16 protein-coding genes and 1 pseudogene are annotated in these 20314 nt (G+C 70.7%); 16 read left to right on the top strand and 1 reads right to left on the bottom strand.

Going from position 1 to position 20314, the window contains the following annotated elements; all coding sequences use genetic code 11:
- Nucleotides 1–28 precede the first annotated feature (28 nt).
- The 12 genes and pseudogenes from IEZ03_RS16520 (at nt 29) to IEZ03_RS37950 (ending at nt 15425) form a co-directional block, all read left to right on the top strand.
- Nucleotides 29–1663, top strand: coding sequence for an AMP-binding protein (locus tag IEZ03_RS16520; protein ID WP_184883561.1), 1635 nt, complete (start codon nt 29–31; stop codon nt 1661–1663).
- Nucleotides 1660–2856: an acyl-CoA dehydrogenase family protein gene (locus IEZ03_RS16515; protein WP_184883563.1), complete on the top strand. Its 1197-nt coding sequence runs from the start codon at nt 1660–1662 to the stop codon at nt 2854–2856. The genes IEZ03_RS16520 and IEZ03_RS16515 overlap by 4 nt, the downstream gene beginning before the upstream one ends.
- A 14-nt stretch (nt 2857–2870) precedes the next feature.
- A complete protein-coding gene (locus tag IEZ03_RS16510) occupies nt 2871–4046 on the top strand; it encodes an acyl-CoA dehydrogenase family protein (RefSeq protein WP_184883565.1) in 1176 nt (391 codons plus the stop codon).
- A complete protein-coding gene (locus IEZ03_RS16505; protein ID WP_184883567.1) occupies nt 4031–5197 on the top strand; it encodes an acyl-CoA dehydrogenase family protein in 1167 nt (388 codons plus the stop codon). Before IEZ03_RS16510 ends, IEZ03_RS16505 begins: the two co-directional genes overlap by 16 nt.
- Nucleotides 5197–5961 (top strand): SDR family NAD(P)-dependent oxidoreductase, encoded by a 765-nt coding sequence (locus IEZ03_RS16500; protein WP_184883569.1) that lies wholly within the window; start codon nt 5197–5199, stop codon nt 5959–5961. Before IEZ03_RS16505 ends, IEZ03_RS16500 begins: the two co-directional genes overlap by 1 nt.
- Nucleotides 5962–7209, top strand: coding sequence for a CaiB/BaiF CoA transferase family protein (locus IEZ03_RS16495; protein ID WP_184883571.1), 1248 nt, complete (start codon nt 5962–5964; stop codon nt 7207–7209).
- Nucleotides 7202–8347 (top strand): thiolase family protein, encoded by a 1146-nt coding sequence (locus IEZ03_RS16490; protein WP_184883573.1) that lies wholly within the window; start codon nt 7202–7204, stop codon nt 8345–8347. Before IEZ03_RS16495 ends, IEZ03_RS16490 begins: the two co-directional genes overlap by 8 nt.
- Before the next feature lie 10 nt (nt 8348–8357).
- The gene (locus IEZ03_RS16485; protein ID WP_184883575.1) at nt 8358–9506 is read left to right on the top strand and encodes an acyl-CoA dehydrogenase family protein; all 1149 of its coding nucleotides are present in this window, start codon (nt 8358–8360) and stop codon (nt 9504–9506) included.
- A gap of 714 nt (nt 9507–10220) precedes the next feature.
- Complete coding sequence (locus tag IEZ03_RS16480) at nt 10221–12344, top strand: ATP-binding protein (RefSeq protein ID WP_184883577.1); 2124 nt, start codon at nt 10221–10223, stop codon at nt 12342–12344.
- Between the two features lie 44 nt (nt 12345–12388).
- Nucleotides 12389–13747 (top strand): FAD-dependent oxidoreductase, encoded by a 1359-nt coding sequence (locus tag IEZ03_RS16475; RefSeq protein ID WP_184883579.1) that lies wholly within the window; start codon nt 12389–12391, stop codon nt 13745–13747.
- A 64-nt stretch (nt 13748–13811) separates the two neighbouring features.
- A pseudogene (locus tag IEZ03_RS37955) lies at nt 13812–14672 on the top strand (Sco1979 family transcriptional regulator); the annotation flags it as partial.
- 51 nt (nt 14673–14723) lie between these two features.
- Nucleotides 14724–15425, top strand: a complete 702-nt coding sequence (locus tag IEZ03_RS37950) for a PP2C family protein-serine/threonine phosphatase (protein WP_229808351.1) — start codon at nt 14724–14726, stop codon at nt 15423–15425.
- A 32-nt stretch (nt 15426–15457) separates the two neighbouring features.
- Here the strand turns inward: IEZ03_RS37950 and IEZ03_RS16465 are convergent, their stop codons facing one another.
- On the bottom strand, nt 15458–16402 hold the full coding sequence (locus tag IEZ03_RS16465) for a class I SAM-dependent methyltransferase (protein ID WP_229808333.1): 945 nt from the start codon (nt 16400–16402) through the stop codon (nt 15458–15460).
- 74 nt (nt 16403–16476) lie between these two features.
- Between IEZ03_RS16465 and IEZ03_RS16460 the strand changes: the two genes are divergently transcribed.
- The 4 genes from IEZ03_RS16460 to wrbA all read left to right on the top strand — a co-directional run bounded on the left by IEZ03_RS16460 (nt 16477) and on the right by wrbA (nt 20217).
- Entirely contained in the window at nt 16477–17013 is a 537-nt protein-coding gene (locus IEZ03_RS16460; RefSeq protein ID WP_221480672.1) for a hypothetical protein, read from the top strand.
- 882 nt (nt 17014–17895) lie between these two features.
- Nucleotides 17896–18417 carry a cupin domain-containing protein gene (locus IEZ03_RS16455; protein WP_132044970.1) on the top strand — a complete coding sequence of 174 codons (522 nt, stop codon included), beginning with the start codon at nt 17896–17898 and terminating at the stop codon, nt 18415–18417.
- A gap of 14 nt (nt 18418–18431) precedes the next feature.
- Nucleotides 18432–19577 (top strand): DegT/DnrJ/EryC1/StrS family aminotransferase, encoded by a 1146-nt coding sequence (locus tag IEZ03_RS16450; RefSeq protein WP_184883583.1) that lies wholly within the window; start codon nt 18432–18434, stop codon nt 19575–19577.
- Between the two features lie 28 nt (nt 19578–19605).
- Nucleotides 19606–20217 carry an NAD(P)H:quinone oxidoreductase gene (wrbA, locus tag IEZ03_RS16445; RefSeq protein ID WP_132044974.1) on the top strand — a complete coding sequence of 204 codons (612 nt, stop codon included), beginning with the start codon at nt 19606–19608 and terminating at the stop codon, nt 20215–20217.
- Nucleotides 20218–20314 lie beyond the last annotated feature (97 nt).

Genomic DNA, 20314 nt, shown 5'->3' with positions numbered 1-20314 from the left:
GCGGCCCGGCCTCCCGGGAGGTGCCGCGGTGAGCCCGGACGACGGCCACCGGCCGCGGGACGCGGCGGGCATCGTGTTCCGGTACGTACTCGAACACCGGGCCGCGACCACGCCCGACCGGGTGTTCGCCACCTTCCCCGATGACCGGACGGAGTGGACCTGGGCGCAGGCCGACGAGGCGGCGAACCGGCTGGCGTCGGTCCTGGCCGCCCACGGCGTCGGCCGGGGGGACCGGGTGGCGGTCCTCAGCGACAACGGCGCCTCGATGGTGCAGACGCTGCTGGGGACCACGAAGCTCGGCGCCGTCTTCGTGCCCTTCAACACAGGATGGAAGGCCGACCAGATCCGGCACGCGTTCGACGTCGCCCGTCCGTCCGTCTTCCTCTGCCAGGCGAGGTACGCCGACCGCGTCTCGGGCGTGGAGCCCGGTGACGGCCTGCCCGCCCTCGTCATCGTGTCGGACACAGATGCGCAGGACACCGATTCGCGGGTCGCGGAACTCGCGTCCCTCGGCGTGCTCGCCGACCTGACGGGATCGGCGTCCCCGGCGAGGCCGGCCGACCCCGGCATCGACGTGTGGGATCCGTACGCGGTGATCTTCACGTCGGGGACGACCGGGCGCTCCAAGGGGGTGCTCTGCCCGTACGGGCAGCTGCTCGGGCAGGTGGAGCATCCGATGCTGCCGCACTGCACCCCCGGCGACGTGTTCATGGGCGACATGCCGCTGTACCACGTCGGCGGCCTCCTGGCGTTCATGGCGGTGCTGCAGCTCGGAGCGCGCTGGGTGGTGACGCCCCGGGTCCGCGTCGGGACGTTCTGGGACACCGTCAAGTCCTTCGGCGTCACGCACGCGACGCTGCTTCCGCAGGTGGCGACGTTCATCGAGAAGCAGCCGCCGCGGCCCGACGACGCCGACAACCCGCTGCGCATCATCATCACGGGCTCGTACTCGCGCGGACTCGACCGCTGGTGCGAGCGGTTCGGCGTCGAGCACCGCTACCGCTACTACAACGCGACGGAGCTGTGCGCGCCGCTCATGACCGGCCTCGACCCGCCGGAGGACGCCGCGACCGGCCATGTGCGGCCGGGCGCGACGGTGCGGGTGGTGGACGAGCACGACGTCCCGGTCCCCCGGGGAACCGTCGGTGAGCTGGTGGTGCGGACCGACCTCCCGTGGGAGATGTTCCTCGGCTACGTCGGCGACCTGCCCGCCACGGCCGCCGCCTGGCGCAACGGCTGGTACCACACCGGCGACCTCTTCGTGCAGACCGCCGAGGACACCTACCAGTACGTCGACCGCCTCAAGGACGCCATCCGGCGGCGGGGGGAGAACATCTCCTCGTTCGAGGTGGAGGAGGTGATGCTGCGGCACCCGGCCGTCGTCTCGTGCGCCGCGATCGGGGTCCCGGCCGACGACGTCCCCGGCGACGAGGACATCAAGGCCTGCGTCGTGACGCGGGAGGACACCGGGTTCGATGTCGCGGAGTTCATCGCGTTCGTCGGGCGGCACCTGCCGTCGTACGCCGTCCCGCGCTACGTCGAGGTGTACCGGGAGCTTCCGCGCACGTCCACGCAGAAGGTGCGCAAGGCCGATCTGCGGGCGGCCGGGGTGACCTCCATGACATGGGACCGGCTTGGGGCAGTGGAAGGAGTCCGAAAATGATCGACGAACCGGGGCTGGACGACTTCCGGGCCGGTCTGCGGTCCTGGATCGAGCGGGAGGTGCCCGCGGACTGGCGCGACCGGCTCCGCGGCGACCTGCGGGAACTCTACGTCTGGTGGGCGAGCGCGCTCCGGGACGCCGGATACGGACCCCCGCACTGGGCGCGGGAGCACGGCGGTCCCGGGCTGAGCCTCGCCCGGCAGCTGGTGGTCTACGAGGAGGTGGCCCTCGGCGACTGCCCGGACTACCCGGGACTCTTCTCGTGCGCGTACAACCACGTGTACAGCACGCTCACCGCGCACGGCACGCCCGACCAGGCGGCCGCCCACCTGCCGCCGATCCTCGCCCACGACCGGGTGTGGGCCCAGGCGTTCTCGGAGCCCGAGGCCGGGTCCGACCTCGCCTCGCTGCGGACCACCGCGACCCGCGACGGCGACCGGTACATCGTCAACGGGCAGAAGATCTGGTCGACGCGCGCCCCCCACGCGGACTGGGCGATCCTCCTGGCGCGCACCGACCCGGACGCCCCCAAGCGCCGCGGCCTCTCCTACTTCCTGGTCGACCTGAGCAGCCCCGGCATCGAGGTCCGGCCGATCAAGCAGATCACCGGTGTCGACGACGACTTCGCCGAGATCTTCTTCACCGGCGTGAGCGTCCCGGCGGCGAACCTCGTCGGGCGGGAGAACGACGGCTGGCGGGTCGCCCAGACGACCCTCGCGTCCGAGCGCGGCCCGCTGGCGGTGCCGACCGCGCTGCGCCTGCGGCGGATGCTCGACGCCGCGCTGCCGCTGGCGATCGGCCGGGCCGAAGACGAAGGCGCCGACTTCGCGACGTCCTCGGTCGGCCGCCGCTACGCGGACCTGCACGCCGACGTCGAGATCCTCGCCGAGCTCATCTACGGGACCCTCGCTCGGTTCATCGAGGCCGGGACCCCCGGTGTGGAGGCGTCCTTGATCAAGCTCTTCCTCAGTGGGCTGATGCAGCGGACGTCCGAGTTCGGCCTTGACATGGCTGGCGCAGCGGGCCACTACGAGCAGCCCGGCAAGGTCGTGCGAGGCCTCGACACCCACGACTGGCTCGTCGAGCACCTCGAGTCGTGGGTGTGGACGATCGCCGGAGGCACCGACCAGATCCAGCGCAACATCATCGGGGAGCGGGTGCTCGGGCTGCCGAGAGACCCGCTCGTGAGCTGAGGAGCTGATTCCGGGTGCAGATCGTGTCGCTCACGAGCGAACAGCGGATGCTGCGGGAGGTCGTACGGGAGATGCTGGACGCCGACAGCGGGCCCGACGCGGTGCGCCGGTCCGGCGGCACCGAGCACGGGTTCGATGAGGCGCTGTGGCGGAAAGCCGCGGATCTCGGCTGGTTCGGTCTGGAGGTGCCCGAGGAGTCCGGGGGAGCGGGCGGAACCTACCTGGAGACCTCGATCGTGCTCCGCGAGATCGGCCGGTGCGCGACCCCGGGCCCGTACCTGCCGCACAGCCTCGCCGTCGCGGCGATGGCCGCCGCGCCGGACTCGGCGCCCGCCGGGCGGTGGCTGGACACGATGCTCTCCGGTGAGGCGATCGGCGCGGTCGTCCTGCCCACCGTCATCGCCGATGGCCGGACCCGGTACCCCGTCCGGGCGGTGGAGTCCGGCCCGGACGCCGTGCTCCACCTCACCGGGTGCGTGGCCGACGTGCCTGATCTGGGTGTGGCCGACGTCGTCGTCGTCGCGGCGGACGGGCCGGACGGTCCCTGCGTCTTCGCTGTTCCGGCCGAGGAAGCGTCCTTGCAGCCGGAGTGGAACCCCACGCACGACCGCACCAGGCGCCTCTACCGCCTCGATTTGGACCGGTGTGCGGTCGCGGAGCAGTGGCGCCTGGCCGCGGGCGAGGAGGCGGCCCGGCTCGTCGACTCGCTGATGTGGCGCGCGGCGACCGGCATCGCCCTCGACGGAGTCGGCGGCGCCGGACGCGTCGTCGAGATGGCGGTGGAGCATGCGAAGGAGCGGGAGCAGTTCGGGCGTCCCATCGGCGCGTTCCAGGCGGTCAAGCACATGTGCGCGGACGCCTTCCTAGAGGCCGAGACCGCCCGTGTCGCGGCGGACGCGGCGGTCATGGAGATCGCCGGCACCGGCCCGCGCCGCGCCTACTGGAGTTCGGTGGCCAGGTTCCGCGCCGCCGACGCCTACGCCCGCGCCGCCGGTGCCGCCCTGCAGATCCACGGCGGCATCGGGATGACGTGGGAGTTCGACCTCCATCTCTGGCTGAAACGGGCGAAGCTGAATCGAGCGATCTTCGGGTCCTGCGACGCCCACCGGGCACGCGTCGCGCGCATCGCGAGCGGAGCCCACGAGCTCGTCGCGGCGGGGGAGGGGGATCGCCGGTGGACTTCGCGCTGACGGAGGACCAAGAGACCATCCGGCGGTCAGTCGCGGACCTGGTACGCCGGTTCGACGACCACTACTGGCGGGAGAAGGACCGCGGGCACGAGTTCCCGGCCGAGTTCTACGAGGCCATCGCCCGCGGGGGTTGGCTGGGGCTGACCATCCCCGAGGAGTACGGCGGGCACGGGCTCGGGATCACCGAGGCGACGCTCCTGCTGGAGGAGGTCGCCCGCTCCGGCGGGGGGATGAACGCCGCCAGCGCGATCCACCTCTCGATCTTCGGGATGCACCCCGTGGTCGTGCACGGCTCGGACGAACTGAAGCGGCGGACCCTGCCGCGGATCGTCTCCGGTGACCTCCACGTCTGCTTCGGGGTGACCGAGCCGGGCGCCGGCCTGGACACCACCCGGATCACGACCTTCGCCCGCCGCGACGGTGATTCCTACGTCGTCAACGGCCGCAAGGTCTGGATCTCCAAGGCGCTGGAGTCGGAGAAGATCCTCCTGCTGACGCGGACGACCCGGCGGGAGGAGGCCGCCCGCAGGACCGACGGGCTGACGCTCTTCCTCACCGACCTCGACCGCGCCCACGTCGACATCCGCCCCATCCGCAAGATGGGGCGCAACGCCGTCAGCTCCAACGAGCTGTTCATCGACGACCTGCGCGTCCCGGTCGAAGACCGGGTCGGGGAAGAGGGCAGGGGCTTCACCTACCTGCTCGACGGCCTCAACCCCGAGCGGATGCTGATCGCCGCCGAGGCGCTCGGCATCGGCAGGGTCGCCCTGGAGAAGGCGGCGAGGTACGGGACCGAGCGGGAGGTGTTCGACCGGCCGATCGGCATGAACCAGGGCATCCAGTTCCCACTCGCCGACGCCCTGGCCCGCCTGGACGCCGCCGAACTGGTCCTGCGCAAGGCCACGTGGCTCTACGACGGCGGCAGGCCGTGCGGGCGGGAGGCGAACACCGCCAAGTACCTGTGCGCGGACGCCGGGTTCAGCGCGGCCGACCGCGCGCTGCAGACGCACGGCGGGATGGGCTACGCCGAGGAGTACGACGTCGCGCGGTACTTCCGCGAGGCCCGCCTCATGAAGATCGCCCCGGTCAGCCAGGAGATGGTCCTCAACTACCTGGGGTCGCACGTGCTGGGAATGCCGAGGAGCTACTGATGGACACGAGCCGGTTGTTCGACCTGACGGGACGCTCGGCGCTGGTCACCGGTGCGGCCGGAGGGATCGGCGCCGCGGTGGCGCGCGCCCTGGCGGGCGCCGGGGCGGCGGTGCTGGTCACCGACGCCGACGCGGACGCCGCGGCCGAAGTCGCCGCGCGGATCACGGCGGACGGCGGTCGCGCCGACAGCGCCGCCTTGGACGTCCAGGACCGGGCCGCGGCGGACGCGGCGGCCGCACGTGCGGCGGCGCTGACCGGCGGGACGCTGCATGTGCTGGTGAACAACGCGGGCGTGACCGCTCCGGCGATGTTCGCCGACACCACCGAAGAGTCGGTGCAGCGGCTGATCGACGTCCACCTCGTGGGGGCCTTCCGCTGCTCGCAGGCCGCGCTGGCGTACCTGGCGGCCGACGGCACCGGCCGGATCCTCAACGTCACGTCGTCGGCCGGGCTGACCGGCACGCTCGGCCAGGTCAACTACTCCGCCGCCAAGGCAGGCGTGGTCGGCCTGACCAAGTCACTGGCCCGCGAGCTGGCCAGGAAGAAGATCACCGTCAACGCGCTGGCGCCGCTGGCCGCCACACCGATGACCGAGACCATCCGGACCAACGAGAAGTTCGCCGCCACCATGCTCGCCCGGATCCCGATGGGGCGCTGGGCCGAGCCGGAGGAGGTCGCCGGGGCGTTCGTGTTCCTCGCCTCCGACGCCGCGTCATTCGTCACCGGCCAGGTGCTCCCCGTCGACGGCGGGCTGGTGATCTGAATGCCCGGCTCCGCCGCGGGCCCGCTCACCGGGATCACGGTCGTCACCCTGGAGCAGGCGGTGTCCGCACCCCTGTGCACCCGCACCCTCGGCGACCTCGGCGCGCGGATCATCAAGATAGAGAACCCCGGCGGTGGCGACTTCACCCGGTACTTCGACGATGTCGTCCACGGCCTGTCCGCGCACTTCGTCTGGGTCAACCGAGGCAAGGAGTCCGTGGCGCTCGACGTGAAGAGCGCCACCGGGATGGCCGTGCTGCACCGCCTGCTCGACCACGCCGACGTCCTGGTCTCCAACCTCTCCCCGGGCGCCACGACCCGGCTCGGCATCGATCGCGCCGGCCTCGCCGGGCGGCACCCCCGCCTGATCGCCGTGGAGATCGACGGGTACGGCGCGGGCGGCCCGCTGTCCCACAAGCGGGCCTACGACCTGCTCGTCCAGGCCGAAGCGGGCGCGTGCGCGATCACCGGGCGCCCGGGCCGCCCCGCCAAGCCCGGCCCGCCCATGGCCGACGTGTGCACCGGCCTGTACGCGGCCTTGTCGATCCTGGCGATGCTGCGCGACCGTGACCGGGACGTCCGCCGCGGCGACGGCCCCGCCACCGCCGCGGTCAGCCTGTTCGACACCATGACCGAGCTGATGGGATACGCGCTCACCCACGCACAGCACACCGGAACGGACCAGGAACCGGTCGGCATGGGCTCACCGGCAGTGGCGCCGTACGGCGCCTACCGCACCGCCGACGACCGCACGGTCGTCCTCGGAACCACGAACGACCACGAGTGGCGGCGACTCGCGCGAGACGTCCTGCAGCGCCCGGACCTGGCCGGCGACGAACGGCTCCGGACGAACCCCGGACGCGTCGCCGCCCGCGCGGAGCTGGACGCGGAGATCGCCGCCTGGTGCGCCCGGCACGACATCGACGACGTGCAGCGGGCCGCCGACGCCGCCGGGATCGGCAACTCCCGCTACAACCTCCCCACGGAGGTCGTCGCACACCACCACCTCACCGCCCGAGACCGCTGGCGACCCGTCGAAACGCCCGGCGGCCCGACGACGGCACTGCTGCCGCCTCCGGTCCTGTCGGGCTACGAGCCCCCGATGGGGGCCGTGCCCTCCCTCGGCGAGCACACCGACTCCGTCCTCACGGAGGTGGGGCTGGGCCGTGACGAGATCGCCGGGCTTCGGACGCAGGGCGTCATCGGACCGATCAGGAACGAGTCGAATGGGGACGCGAGCAATGCGTGAAGCACTGATCGTCGAAGCGGTCCGCACACCGGTGGGCAGGCGGAACGGCGGGCTGTCCGGACGGCACGCCGCCGACCTGTCCGGTCTCGTGCTCAACGCGCTCCTGGAGCGCGCCGGAGTGGAACCCGACGTCGTCGACGACGTCGTCTGGGGCTGCGTCGGGCAGGTGGGGGACCAGTCGAGCAACATCGGGCGCTACTCGGTGCTCGCCGCCGGCTGGCCGGAGAGCATCCCCGGCACCACGGTCAACCGCGCGTGCGGATCGTCGCAGCAGGCGCTCGACTTCGCCGCCCAGGCCGTGATGTCCGGGCAGCAGGACGTCGTGGTCGCGGGCGGGGTCGAGATCATGAGCCGCGTCCCCCTCGGAGCCTCGCGCATGGACGGGATGCCCTACGGCCCCCGGGTGCTGGAGCGCTACGACGGCTTCTCGTTCAACCAGGGCCTCTCGGCCGAGAAGATCGTCCGGAGATGGGACTTCTCCAGGGCGCGACTCGACGAGTTCGCCGCGCTGTCACACGAGCGCGCGGCCGCCGCGCAGGACGCGGGCGCCTTCGACTCGCAGATGGTGCCCGTGGACACCGGTGAGCACACGGTCACCGCCGACGAGGGCGTCCGGCGCGGCACCAGCGTGGAGACCCTGAGCAGGCTCAAGCCGTCGTTCACCGAGGACGGGACGATCCACGCCGGCAACTCGTCGCAGATCTCCGACGGGGCCGCCGCGCTGCTGGTGACCACCCCGGAGAAGGCACGCGAGCTCGGCCTTGCGCCGCTGGCGCGCTACCGCTCCGGCGCAGTGGTCGGCGCCGACCCCGTCCTCATGCTCACCGGCCCCATCCCGGCCACGGAGAAGGCGCTGCGCAAGGCTGGACTGGCCCTGGCCGACATCGGGGTCTTCGAGGTCAACGAGGCGTTCGCGCCGGTGCCGCTCGCATGGCTCGCCGAAACCGGCGCCGATCCCGCCCTGGTCAACCCCTTGGGGGGCGCGATAGCGCTGGGCCACCCGCTGGGCGCGTCCGGCGCGGTGCTGATGACCCGGATGATCCACCACATGCGTGAGCGCGGGATCCGTTACGGCCTGCAGACCATGTGCGAGGGCGGCGGCACCGCCAACGCCACCGTCGTCGAGCTGGCGTCCTAGGGGAGACGACGTGCACCGGGATCTGTTCGACGAGGACCACGAGGCATTCCGCGCGGTCGTCCGCGACGTCGTGGCCAAGGAGGTCGTCCCGCACTACGCCGACTGGGAGAAGGCGGGGCGGATGCCCCGCGAGCTGTTCGAGAAGCTGGGCTCGCTCGGACTGCTGGGGATGGCCATCCCCGAGCGGTACGGGGGCGCGGGTAGCGGCGACTACCGTTACAACGTCGTCCTCCAGGAGGAGGCGGCCCGCGCTCTGGTCACCCTGGGCACGGTCCGCACCCAGCTCGAGGTCGTCCTGCCGTACTTCCTCGCCTACGCCGACGAGCAGCAGCGCGAGCGCTGGTTCACCGGCCTCGCCGCGGGCACTCTGCTCACCGCCATCGCGATGACCGAACCGGGCACCGGCTCCGACCTCGCTGGGATCCGGACCGCCGCCGTGCGCGACGGCGACCACTACGTCCTCAACGGCGCCAAGACCTTCATCACCGGGGGGCTGCTGGCCGACCTGGTGATCGTGGTGGCGCGGACGTCGAGCGACGCCGGGAACCGGCGGGCCGGGCTCACGCTGCTGGTCGTGGAGGACGGCATGCCCGGCTTCACCCGCGGACGCGTCCTGGACAAGCTGGGCATCAAGGCACAGGACACGGTGGAGCTGTCCTTCGAGGACGTGCGGGTGCCGGTGGCCAACCGGCTCGGTGAGGAGGGGGCGGCGTTCGAGTACCTCACCAGCAACCTCCCCCAGGAGCGGATGACCGTGGCGGTCGGGGCGGTCGCCCAGGCCCGCTCCGCACTGAACAGCACGATCGAGTACGTCAAGGAGCGCAAGGCCTTCGGCGCCCCCGTCGCGTCGTTCCAGAACACGAAGTTCGAACTCGCCGCTGTGGCCGCCGAGATCGAAGCGGCACAGGCGATGCTCGACCGTGCCGTCCTCGAACTCGTCGGGCGCCGGCTGTCCGGCGCCGACGCTGCGAAGGTCAAGCTGTTCTGCACCGAGATGCAGGCCCGGGCCGTCGACCGCTGCCTGCAGCTCTTCGGCGGCTACGGCTACGTCACCGAGCACCCCATCGCCCGGCTCTACGCCGACGCCCGCGTCACCCGCATCTACGCGGGCACGAGCGAGGTCATGAAGGTCATCATCTCCAGATCGCTGGGCCTGTGAGCGGACCGCTCCCGCTACTCCAGGACGCGCCCTTGCATGCACGCGTTCCACCTCATGGAGGACGTCGAATACACAGATACCGATTCCCTGCAAGTGGCGGCGGCCCATGCCCCCTAGATCTGGGACAGCGGCCACATGGACACTCGCCCATATGTCGTTGGAGATGCAGCTGGGCGACCATCCGGGTGTGGTCATCGCCCAGGGCCCGGCGGCGGTCCACCAGGATCCGCATCTAATGCCCGCTTGCGATGGGCGGCCCCGCCCAGGGGGCCGTCACGGCCCGGGGCTGTGCGGGGGAAGTAATGGCGTGAGTGACATTTAAGGGTTCGGGGCGAGCGGGGTTCGAAGTTGCGTCCGCAGGTCCACTGGTCAGGTGGCGGGGTGAGTCGACAATGCGGACCGCGGGCACGCCCAGCATTCATCGGACCTCGCCGGATTCTTCTGGAGCGACCTGACATGGCCGCGCTCGCCTCGACGTGGTGCTGATGTGCCTGGGGCTGTGACCACATCGGGCCACCTTGCCGAGGGCGATTTGGGTGGGGATCCCTTCACAGGGTGTGGTTGCTGGTGGCTCGTGTGTTGGGTGGGGGTTTTCGTGAAGTCTGTAATGGTTCTTCCTGATCGGAGATCAGTTTCCAAATATGCCCTTTTGTTGCGGGCCGTCTGGGTAAGGTTGTGCGTCGTCGTGGCGGGTGCGTGGGGGGTGAGGTGGTCGTGGCTGGAGCCGATGTGCCGGGGAAAGGCAATCTCGTTCCTCAGAGGACCGCTCTCGTCGGTCGGTATGCCGAGCTCGCCGAGGTCAGGGGGCTGTTGGACGCCGGGCGCATGGTGACGGTGTCCGGGGTGGGCGGTGTCGGCAAGACGCGGGTCGCGGTGGAGGCCGCGCGGGAGCTGGAGGGACGGTTCCGTGACGGCGCGTGGGTGGTACCGCTGTCAGGTCTGCGAGACGGATCGCTCGTGGGCCACGCGATCGCCCGCACCCTGCGAATCGTCGACCAGACCGCGCGTCCGCAGCTCGACGTCCTGGCCGATCACCTGTCCGGCAGACGGCTGCTGCTGGTACTGGACACCTGCGAGCATCTCCGGGACGCCTGTGCGGGTGTGGTGGACGTCCTGCTGAAGGCGGCGCCCGGATTGCGCGTGTTGGCCACCAGTCGTCAGTCCCTTGGCGTCAGCGGTGAGCGGGTACTGGAACTCGCGCCACTGGAGACGGCGGATACGGTTCCGCGGCCCGCGGCGGTCACCCTGTTCGAAGACCGTGCCGCCTCGGCAACGGGTGATTTCGTTGTCGGCGATGGCAACCGGCGTACCGTCGTGCGGCTGTGTCGCCGGCTGGAGGGACTTCCGCTGGCCCTGGAACTCGCCGCCGGCCAGCTGCGCCGGCTCTCCCTTGAGCAATTGTCGGATCGGCTGGACGACCGGTTCGAAATGCTGGTGGACGGAACCGCGGATGTGTCCGGGGAAGTGTCGCGGCACGACGCGCTGCGTACGACGGTCGGCTGGAGTCATGAGCTGTGCACGAGCCAAGAGCGGCTGTTGTGGGCTCGGCTGTCGGTCTTCGCCGGGGACTTCGATCGGCGGGCGGCCGAACACGTGTGCAGCGACGGTGTGCTGCCCGTGGACCGCGTCTCGGGGACGCTGGCGGCTCTGGTCGACAAGTCGATCCTTTCGCGGACCGGAGACGGCGCGGACGTCCGGTACCGCCTGCTGGACACCTTGCGCGAGTACGGCGCGGAATGGCTCGGTGAGCTGGGCGAGCAGGAGAGTGTGCGCGGGCGGCACCGCGATTGGTATCTGCGTGTGGTCGAGCAGTGCGAGGCCGAGTGGTTCGGCGCCGGGCAGAAGGAGATCTTCACGCGGCTGCTCAGCGAGCACGCCGATGTGAGCGCGGCCCTCGACTACTGCCTCACCGCTCCCGGCCAGGCGCGAACCGGCCTGCGGATGGCCGGGGCGCTGTGCTTCTACTGGGTGGGCTGCGGCTTCCTCGCCGAAGGGCGGTACTGGCTGGATCGGGCACTCGCCCTTGATACCGCCGCGACCCGGATACGCGCCAAGGCCCTCTGGGTGAACGGCTACATCGCCATCAAGCAGGGTGAAACGGATGCCGCGACCGCATACCTGGAGGCCGGCCGGGCGGCGGCCGTGCAGAGCGGCGACTCGGTGGCGTCGGCCAATGCGGTCCATCGGCTGGGCTGCGTCGCGCTGGTGACCGACGATCACGCGCAGGCGGCGACATTCTTCAAGGATGCGCTGGCGGCCTATGACTCCCTCGGAGAGCTGAACACCAGCGTGATCATGGCGCGCGCCGAGTACGCCATGACGGTGGCGTTCCAGGGAGACCTGCCCTTCGCCGTCGAGTTGTGCGAAGGGGTCCGCGCGATCTGCGAGGAGCACGGCGAGCAGTGGGTCAGGGCCTACGCGCTCTACGTCCTGGCCTTCGCGGCCTGGACCGGGGGCCGGGCCGAGGAGGCCACCGGCCTCGCCCAGCAGTGCGTGGACATCAGCCGGACCTTTCATGATCTGGTGTGCGCGGTGTTGGGCATCGAGCTTCTCGCCCTGTTCCACGCGGCGGGCGGCCGTCCACGGGACGCCGCGGCCCTGCAGGGGGCGGCCGGACGCATCTGGCGGACGGTGGGGCTCCCGCTGTTCGGTTCCGCGTATTTCAACGCCCCGCACAACGAAGGCGAGGCGCTTGCTCGGCAAGCTCTGGGCGACGAGGCGTATGGGCACTTCTTCGAGCAGGGGACGGGCCTCGATCTCGACCAGGCCGTCGCATTCGCGATGGGGGAGCGCCCGAGCGCCCTCCCGCTCACGGAAGCCTCCGATCGCCGCCGCTGACGTCCTGGTGAACGCCCGGTTCCGCACCCCCGAGGAGGAAGACCATGACGCAGCGCCGTGAGCATGCCGTTGTCGTCGGCGGCAGCCTGATGGGGCTGCTGGCGGCCAGAGTCCTCACCGACCACTTCCCCCGGGTCACGTTGATCGAGCGCGACCGTTTCGCGGAGGCCGTCGGGTCCCGTCCCGGTCTGGGGCAGGCGCGCCATCTGCACGTGCTCTGGAGCCGGGGATTGGAGATCGCCGAGCAGCTTTTCCCCGGGCTGGAGGACGAGCTGCTCGCCGCGGACGTCCCGGAGGTCCGGGTGCCCGCCGACATGCTTTGGCTGAGCTCCGCCGGATGGCGGCGCCGGTTCGAATCGACCCGCCTGCTGACCTTCAGCCGGGACCTCCTCGACTGGACCGTGCGCGCCCGGCTGGCCAAGACCGGGAACCTTCAGATGCTCACCGGGCACGAGGTGACCGGGTTGCTCGCCGACGCCGGGGCCGTCACCGGAGTCGAGGTGCGCGAGCGCGGGACGACGGAACCGGGCGAGCCGGTCACCGCGGACCTGGTCATCGATGCAACCGGGCGCGCCTCGAAGACCCCCGCGTGGCTGGAGCGGCTCGGCTACCCGGCCGTCCGGGAGACTCTGATCAACCCGCTGCTGGGATACGCGAGCCGCACCTATGCCGTCCCCTCCGGGTTCGACCCCGGCTGGAAGGCGCTCTACCTCCAGGCCGACCCTCCGCGGGGCACGCGCACCGGCGCGCTGTTCCCCCAGGAGGGCGGACGGTGGATCGTCAGCCTCTTCGGCGTCGGCGAGGACTACCCGCCCAACGAGGACGGCGGCTTCCTGGACTTCGCCAAGAGCCTGCGCAGCCCGGTGCTCTACGAGGCGATCCGCGACGCCGAGCCGCTCACCCCCGTCGTCAGCTACCGGCGCACCGAGAATCATCGCCGTCACTACGAGCGGATGCGGGCATGGCCGAAGCGGTTCCTCGTCTCGGGCGACGCATTGTGCGCCTTCAACCCGCTCTACGGCCAGGGAATGACCGTCGCGGCGAAGTCCGCGCTCACGCTGGACGCGTGCCTGCGGGCGGACGGGGACCTCGACGGCCTGGCGCGGCGCTTCCACCGCAAGGTGATCAAGAACGCCAGCGGCCCATGGCTGGTGGCCACGGGGGAGGACCTCCGGTACAGCACCACCCAGGGCGCCACGGCCGGTCTCCAGACCAGGATCCTCAACCGTTACGTGGACCGGGTCCAGCACCTCGCCAACGTCGACCCGCGAGTATGCGACCGGTTCGTCGACGTGCTGGCGCTCACCGCCCAGCCCCAGTCCCTGTTCCTGCCAGGGGTGCTCTGGCGCGCCGCCACCACGCGCACGCGCCAGCCCACCGGACCCGACGACCTCATCCCGTGAGCGGGATGCGATTCAACGCGCGAGGAGCACGCGATGCCGCCGCAGACGCCTTCGGAGGTGGGAGGTGACCGCTGATCGCCCGGGATCGAGCTCGACGGTGCTTCGCATCATCCTCGGCGCACAGCTGCGCCGCCTGCGGGAGGCGTCCGGGCTGAGCCGCCACGAGGCCGGCGATCGCATCCGGAGCTCGGAGTCGAAGATCAGCCGGATGGAACTCGGCCGGGTGGGCTTCAAGGAACGGGACGTGGCCGATCTGCTCACCCTTTACGGCGTGGCCGACCAGGGCGAGCGGGACACGATCCTGGAGCAGGTCCGCCAGGCCAACACGGCGGGATGGTGGCACCGGTATCACGACGTCCTGCCCAACTGGTTCCAGACTTATGTGGGGCTCGAGGAAGCGACGTCGCTCATCCGGACGTATGAGATCCAATTCGTCCCCGGCCTGCTGCAGACCCCCGACTATGCGCGCGCGGTCATCCGGCTCGGAAATCCGGACGCGTCCGCCGCCGAGATCGAGCATCGGGTCGAACTGCGCTTGCGCCGCCAGGAGCGGCTCTCCGGGCCCGATGCCCCTCGGCTGTGGGCCGTCATCGACGAGACGGCGCTGCGCCGGCCACTCGGCGGAGCCGAGACGATGCGGGGCCAACTCGAGCACCTCATCGCCATGTGCGCGCGACCGAACACCACGATCCAGGTCATGCCGTTCCGTTTCGGGGGCCACGTCGCGGAGGGCGGCGCGTTCACCATTCTGCGCTTCCCCGAGCCCGAACTGCCGGACGTGGTGTACCTGGAGAACCTCACCGGTGCGCTGTATCTGGACAAGGCGGAGGAGACCGAAAGCTACCTGCAGACGATCGAACGGCTGTGCGTGGACAGCGCCACTCCGGAGTCCACTCCCGAGGTCCTCTTGGACCTCCTTCGGAAGGAATATCAGGCGCCGACGGCGACCACGGCCTCTGCGCAGCGAGGTGGCACGGTGCGCACGCGGAGTCGCCTGGTTCCGGCGGCGACCCAGGTCCGTGGCGATTTCCATGCCGTCCTGCCCACGCCTTTCGGCACCCGGATCCTGATCGGGGACGTGCTCGGTACAGGCGGATCGGCCCATCAGACGGCGGCCGCCGCACTCGGCAACTTCCGGCAACTGGCTCCCAATGAGCCGAATCTGCCGGGGTTGGCCGAGCGGATGCACTCGGTCCTCGCTCCGATGCTCACGGACGACGAATTCGTCACCGCCCTGCTGCTCACCTTCCGCGAGGACTACGCCGAAATGGTGTGCTGCGGGAACCCGCCGCCCCTGCTGTTGGGAGAGGGGCGGGTATCGCCGATCGAAGCCCTGCCCGCCTATCCGCCGCTGACCCTGCTCGACCTCGGCGGCCACTGGTGCGAGACCACGACCGTGCCGCTCCGTCAAGGTGATCGCCTGCTGCTGCACACCTACGGTCCGATGCAGGTGCGCGACGAGCGAGGCCACGCTTACCCGCTTGCGGAAAGGGCGGCCGCACTGAGCGCGGACGATCCGGCCTCGACGCTGGAGAATGTTCAGGCCGACCTGCTCGATCACGTGGTGGACGGTCTCAGCCTCCCGATGACACTCCTGCTGGCGAACCTCGAACGACCTACTACTCAACCCGTCACCGACAAGGCGGCGGTGCACTGGACGGCGCAAGCGAATGACTGAGCTGGCTGGCCATCTGGCCAAGTCGTAGAGGGCTATTCCTTGATTGCTTGCAGTGTGTAGCTGGCGGCAAGTCGTTCGGGGTGGTGAGTCAGGCGCCATTCGCCGGTCTCGTCCATGGTCATGTGTCCGGGGAGGGCCTGCCAGGGGACGCTGTCGTGCTCGGCCAGGCCGGTCAGCCGCATTCCGGCCGCGAGCAGCGCGGTGATGGTCTCGCCGAGTCCGTGGTTCCATTCGTGGGTGAGGGCTTGGGTGAACTCGGTCTCGGTCTGCACGTAGGTTCCGGGCTCGTCGAAGATCACCGGCTCGGCGGTTTCGAAGTAGGGGTAGCGCAGGCTGGGCGGGCCGGCGGTCTCGTCCAGTGCGAACAGCATGGGGTGGCCCTCGCGGACGAACAATCGGCCGCCCGGTCGCAGCAGGTCGGCGACGACTCGGGCCCACCGCGTCACGTCCGGCAGCCAGATCAGGGCGCCCATCCCGGTGTAGACCAGATCGAAGCTCTCGCGGCCGAAGACCTCGACGGCGTCGTAGAGCTCTGCGTGGTGGAAGTCGATGGTGCTGCCGGTGGCGGTGGCCAATCGCCGCGCCTGGTCCAGCGCGGCCGCGGAGAAGTCCAGGCCGCTCATCGTGGCGCCCAGGCGTGCCAGGGACACGGTGTCGGTGCCGATGTGGCATTGCAGGTGCACGGCACGCAGCCCGGTCAGGTCGCCGAGGCGGGGACGGTCGAATCGGACGACGCCACTGAGGTGCCCGGGGTCGTTGATGAACCGATCGAATTCGTAGTCGGGGGAATCGGCATGTGCCGGGGCCCGTTCGTCCCAGTTGGCCCTGTTGATCGCCACGTAGTCGTCCACATCAGTACTGTGCCAGCGCGCCGCGCCCTCACCCAACGAATATTCACCGGCCCGGTACAGCAGCACCTTGTTGGCGGCCTGTATCGCGCGCACCCTTCTCAGATCCGAGTACGCGATCCGCGGCATGAGCGGATGCCCGGGGCGCTGCTGCCGATTTAAGCGATGTTCTCGGCGAAACCGGTCGCTTAGGATGCCGGGTCATGGCGATGTTCGTGCACGTGACCTCGGCGGCGAATGCGCCGCGGATCCGGCGGTCCGGGATCCGCGCGGAAGGCCGCGGGCAGGGCGGTGCGCGTGGGGTGTACGTCTTTCCGGTGCTGCGGTCGTACACCCTCACCCATCAATGGCTGCGCGAGTTGGCCCGTTTCGGTGGCCAGGGACGGCCGGTGGCCGTTCACGTGCGGCTGGACGACGCTCAGCAGGTACTGGCCGGGCATTACGCCGAGCGGGTACGGGACGCCCAGGTCGCCGTTCCGGCGGCAGAGGCGGTCCGGCGGATCGCGGCACTTGAGGACCCCCGTGGATGGGAGGTGTTCGTCCCCCGGGCGATCCGGCCTCGCGAGGTGCACAAGATTCGTGCCGTGCCGCAGGTGGTCGGCTGGCGGTACCGGCCGGGCGCGCACGGCGTGCGTCCATGCACCTGCCTGGGGTGCCGGGAGCGCGGCGGCTACGGAGCGCGGCGCCTGCTCGAACGGCTGCCGCACCCCATGGACGGTCCGGCGTCGCCGAGTTGCTGAGCGGTCTCGCCGACGATCCGCACCCGGACGTCCGGGAGGCCGTGGAACTGGTCCGCGAATAGCGCTGACGGCGCTCGGGGCCGGGCCGGTTCAGTCGCAGCAGGATGGTCAGGGCAAGGCTCTATTGTGGGCGATGTATAGTCGCAAGAAGCATTTCAATGCGGTAAAGCATAAACTGTTGGAAGCCGCCGCCAGGGTCAATCCAGTGATCGTTTTGAGTTGCTGGGGGAGATGGGCGTCGCAGCACTGTTCGGGGTGAGGCGAGGCGGCTGCCGACCCCGCGGACACCGGCGCCACGGCCGGGTTGGCGGCCTCGGAGGACGGGATCCGGCGATCGGCAGTGGTCGCCCAGCGGCCTCGGTCTAACGGTTCCGTCGTGTTGATATGTCCTCTGACCTCGTCATTCAGGCGATCCGTGTCGCCCGGCCAGTCGATGTCATCGAGGCTGGGCCGACGGGAGCCGGCGCGGGCGGCTGGGCCCCGGCGGCGGTCGAGGGTTGACAGGCGGGGGGCGAAGAACTTATATCTAGACTTACTCGCCCCGATTCCACCCACTTGCCCGGCTTCCGCTTTTGGAAGATCGCCGGATGATCGGGACGGCGAAACTCCGCTCCGCGGTACCGCGGGAGCCAGGGAGCGATCCCGACCGGAAGTCGCAGACCTCTGCAGGTCACGGGACCTGCGATCACGGTTTACCGGCATTTCACCTGCGCACCCTCTTTCGGTGCGCTCTCCGGTGTCATTCGACGACGCGTCCGACGACATCGCCGCGCCCGCGCCGGGGCGCGATGCCGGCGCGCGCGGAAGGTCGATCCAGTGTCACGGGTGCGCGGGCACCCCCGTCTCGAGTCGGTTTTCCGCAGACGACAGGAAGCGAGTCGCATGAGTGGCCTTATTGTCCCCCCAGGTCAGGGACGAAAGCTCAGCACGAAGGCGCAGGAGATCACCTTCAAGGTCACTGCGGCGGACGGCTTCGTCATCTCGACGTTCGAGGTGGTGGTGCCGCCCGGGTTCGACGTGGGCGCCCACGTCCACCAGCACGCGCAGGAGTTCTTCTACGTCCTGGAAGGGGAGATCGACCTGCTGGCGTTCGAGCCGGTCGAGCGCACCGGGGAGGACTGGCGGGACTGGAAGTCCCCGGCCGGGGACGGGGTCGTCCGCGCGGGCCCGGGCAGCTGCATGTTCGTCCCGCCCGGCTGCCCGCACGCGTTCACGAACGCCACCGACGAGCCGGTCCGCATGCTGTTCCAGAGCTACCCGTCGCCCGATCACGAACGCTACTTCGAGGAGATCGCGGAGATCTTCTCCAGCGGCCGCTCCGTCGACTCCGGCGCGGTCGAGCGGATGCGCGAGCGCTACGACATCAGCCAGATCACACCGCTTCGCTACGGAAGCCCGGCATGACGGGAGGTGACCCGATGGACGCGATTCCACTGGTGCACGCGAGCCTTGGAGAGCGGGAACTGGCGGCCGTCAAGGAGGTGTTCGCGTCCGACTGGCCGGCCGGCCAGGGCCCCCGGGGCAAGGCCCTGGAGCGGGAGCTGGCCGAGCGCTTCGGCGTCGCCGACGCGGTCGCGCTGAGCAGCTGCGCGGCGTCGCTGCACCTGAGCCTGCTGGCGCTCGGCGCCGGGCCGGGCGACGAGGTCATCGTCGCCGACTACACGTTCCCGGCCCCCGCCCATGCCGTCCGGTACGTGGACGCGGTGCCCGTCTTCGCCGACGTCCGCGCCGACACCGGCACCATCGACCCGCAGGCCGTGGCGGACCTGATCACACCCCGGACGGTCGGCGTGATCGCGGTGGACACGGTCGGCCTGCCCGCCGACTATGCCGAACTGCAGTCGATCGCCGACCGCCACGGGCTGTTCCTCGTCGAGGACGCCGCATGCGCGGTCGGCGCGACCTACCAGGGCCGCCCGGCGGGGACGCTGGCACCGGTCGCCTGCCTCTCCTTCCACGGACGCAAGGGCATCACCAGCGGCGAGGGCGGAGCCCTGCTCACCACGGACCCGGCGCTCGGCGGGGACGTACGGCTGCGGTCCTCCTTCGGCATCGGGAGCATCGCCGAGCAGGCGCGGGTCATCGGCCTGCCGATCCCCGAGTTCACCGAGATCGGCTTCAACTACAAGCTCTCCGACATCGGCGCCGCGATCCTCCAAGTGCAGCTGGGCCGACTCGACGAACTGCTGGAGCGCCGGAGCGCGGTGGCGGAACGCTACGCCGAACTCCTCAAGGACGAGGAGCACGTCACGCTCCCGCACGTGCCGGCCGACCGCACCCACGCCTGGCAGTCGTACATGGTGACGCTGGAACCGGGCGTGGACCGGGCGGGCGTCGCCGCCGACCTGCGCGCCCAGGGCATCGGCTGCGGGCACGGCACGTGGGCGAGCCACCTGCAGCCCGTCTACAAGACCGACCAGACGTGCCCGGTCTCGGCGGACCTCTTCCGGCGCAACCTCGCCATCCCGATGCACGCCGAGCTGACCGACGAGCAGGTCGAAAGGGTCGTGGCAGCCCTGCGGAGCGCGCTGCGCGCCCACGCGCGTCCGCACCCGGCGCGGTGACCGCGCGCGTACCGGAGAGGAGACCGACATGCGGAGTGTGAACGCCGCGATCATCTACTACAGCTCGACCGGCACCGTGCACGCGCTGGCGTCGGCGGCGGCGGAGGGCGCGGAGAAGGCCGGGGCGCAGGTGCGGCTGCGGAAGGTCCCCGAGCTGGCCCCTCCCGAGGCGATCAGCGCCAACCCGGCCTGGGCCCGGCATGTACAGGACACGGCCGACGTCGCCGAGGCCGCCCTGGACGACCTGGAGTGGGCCGACGCGGTGCTGTTCGGCACCCCCACCCGTTTCGGCAACCCGGCCATGCAGCTCAAGGCGTTCATCGACACGACCGGCGGGCTGTGGCGGCAGGGCGGCAAGCTCGCCGACAAGGTGTACTCGGCCTTCACCTCCACCGGCACCGCACACGGCGGGCAGGAGTCCACGATCCTCGCGCTGGGGAACGTGTTCTACCACTGGGGCGGCATCATCGTGCCGCCCGGATACACCGATCCCGTCCAGTTCGAGCTCGGCAATCCCTACGGCACGTCCCACCGGGCCGCCGACGGCGCGCCGGGCGACGTCCCGCTGCGGGCGGCCGCCTACCAGGCCAAGCGCGCCGTGGACGTCGCCGCCGCGCTCAAGGCCGGCCGCGCCGGCTGACGACTCCCTGTACCTCCCGCCCCTGTACCTCCCGATCTCCGGGCCCGCCGCACGTCCTCCGCGGCGGGCCCGTCAACTCCCCACGACCGAAACGCGC

Source organism: Actinomadura livida, assembly GCF_014648675.1.
GTDB classification, from domain to species: Bacteria; Actinomycetota; Actinomycetes; order Streptosporangiales; family Streptosporangiaceae; genus Spirillospora; species Spirillospora livida.
Note: the sequence above shows the minus strand (reverse complement) of the source record. Positions and strands in the feature narration are given on the sequence as shown.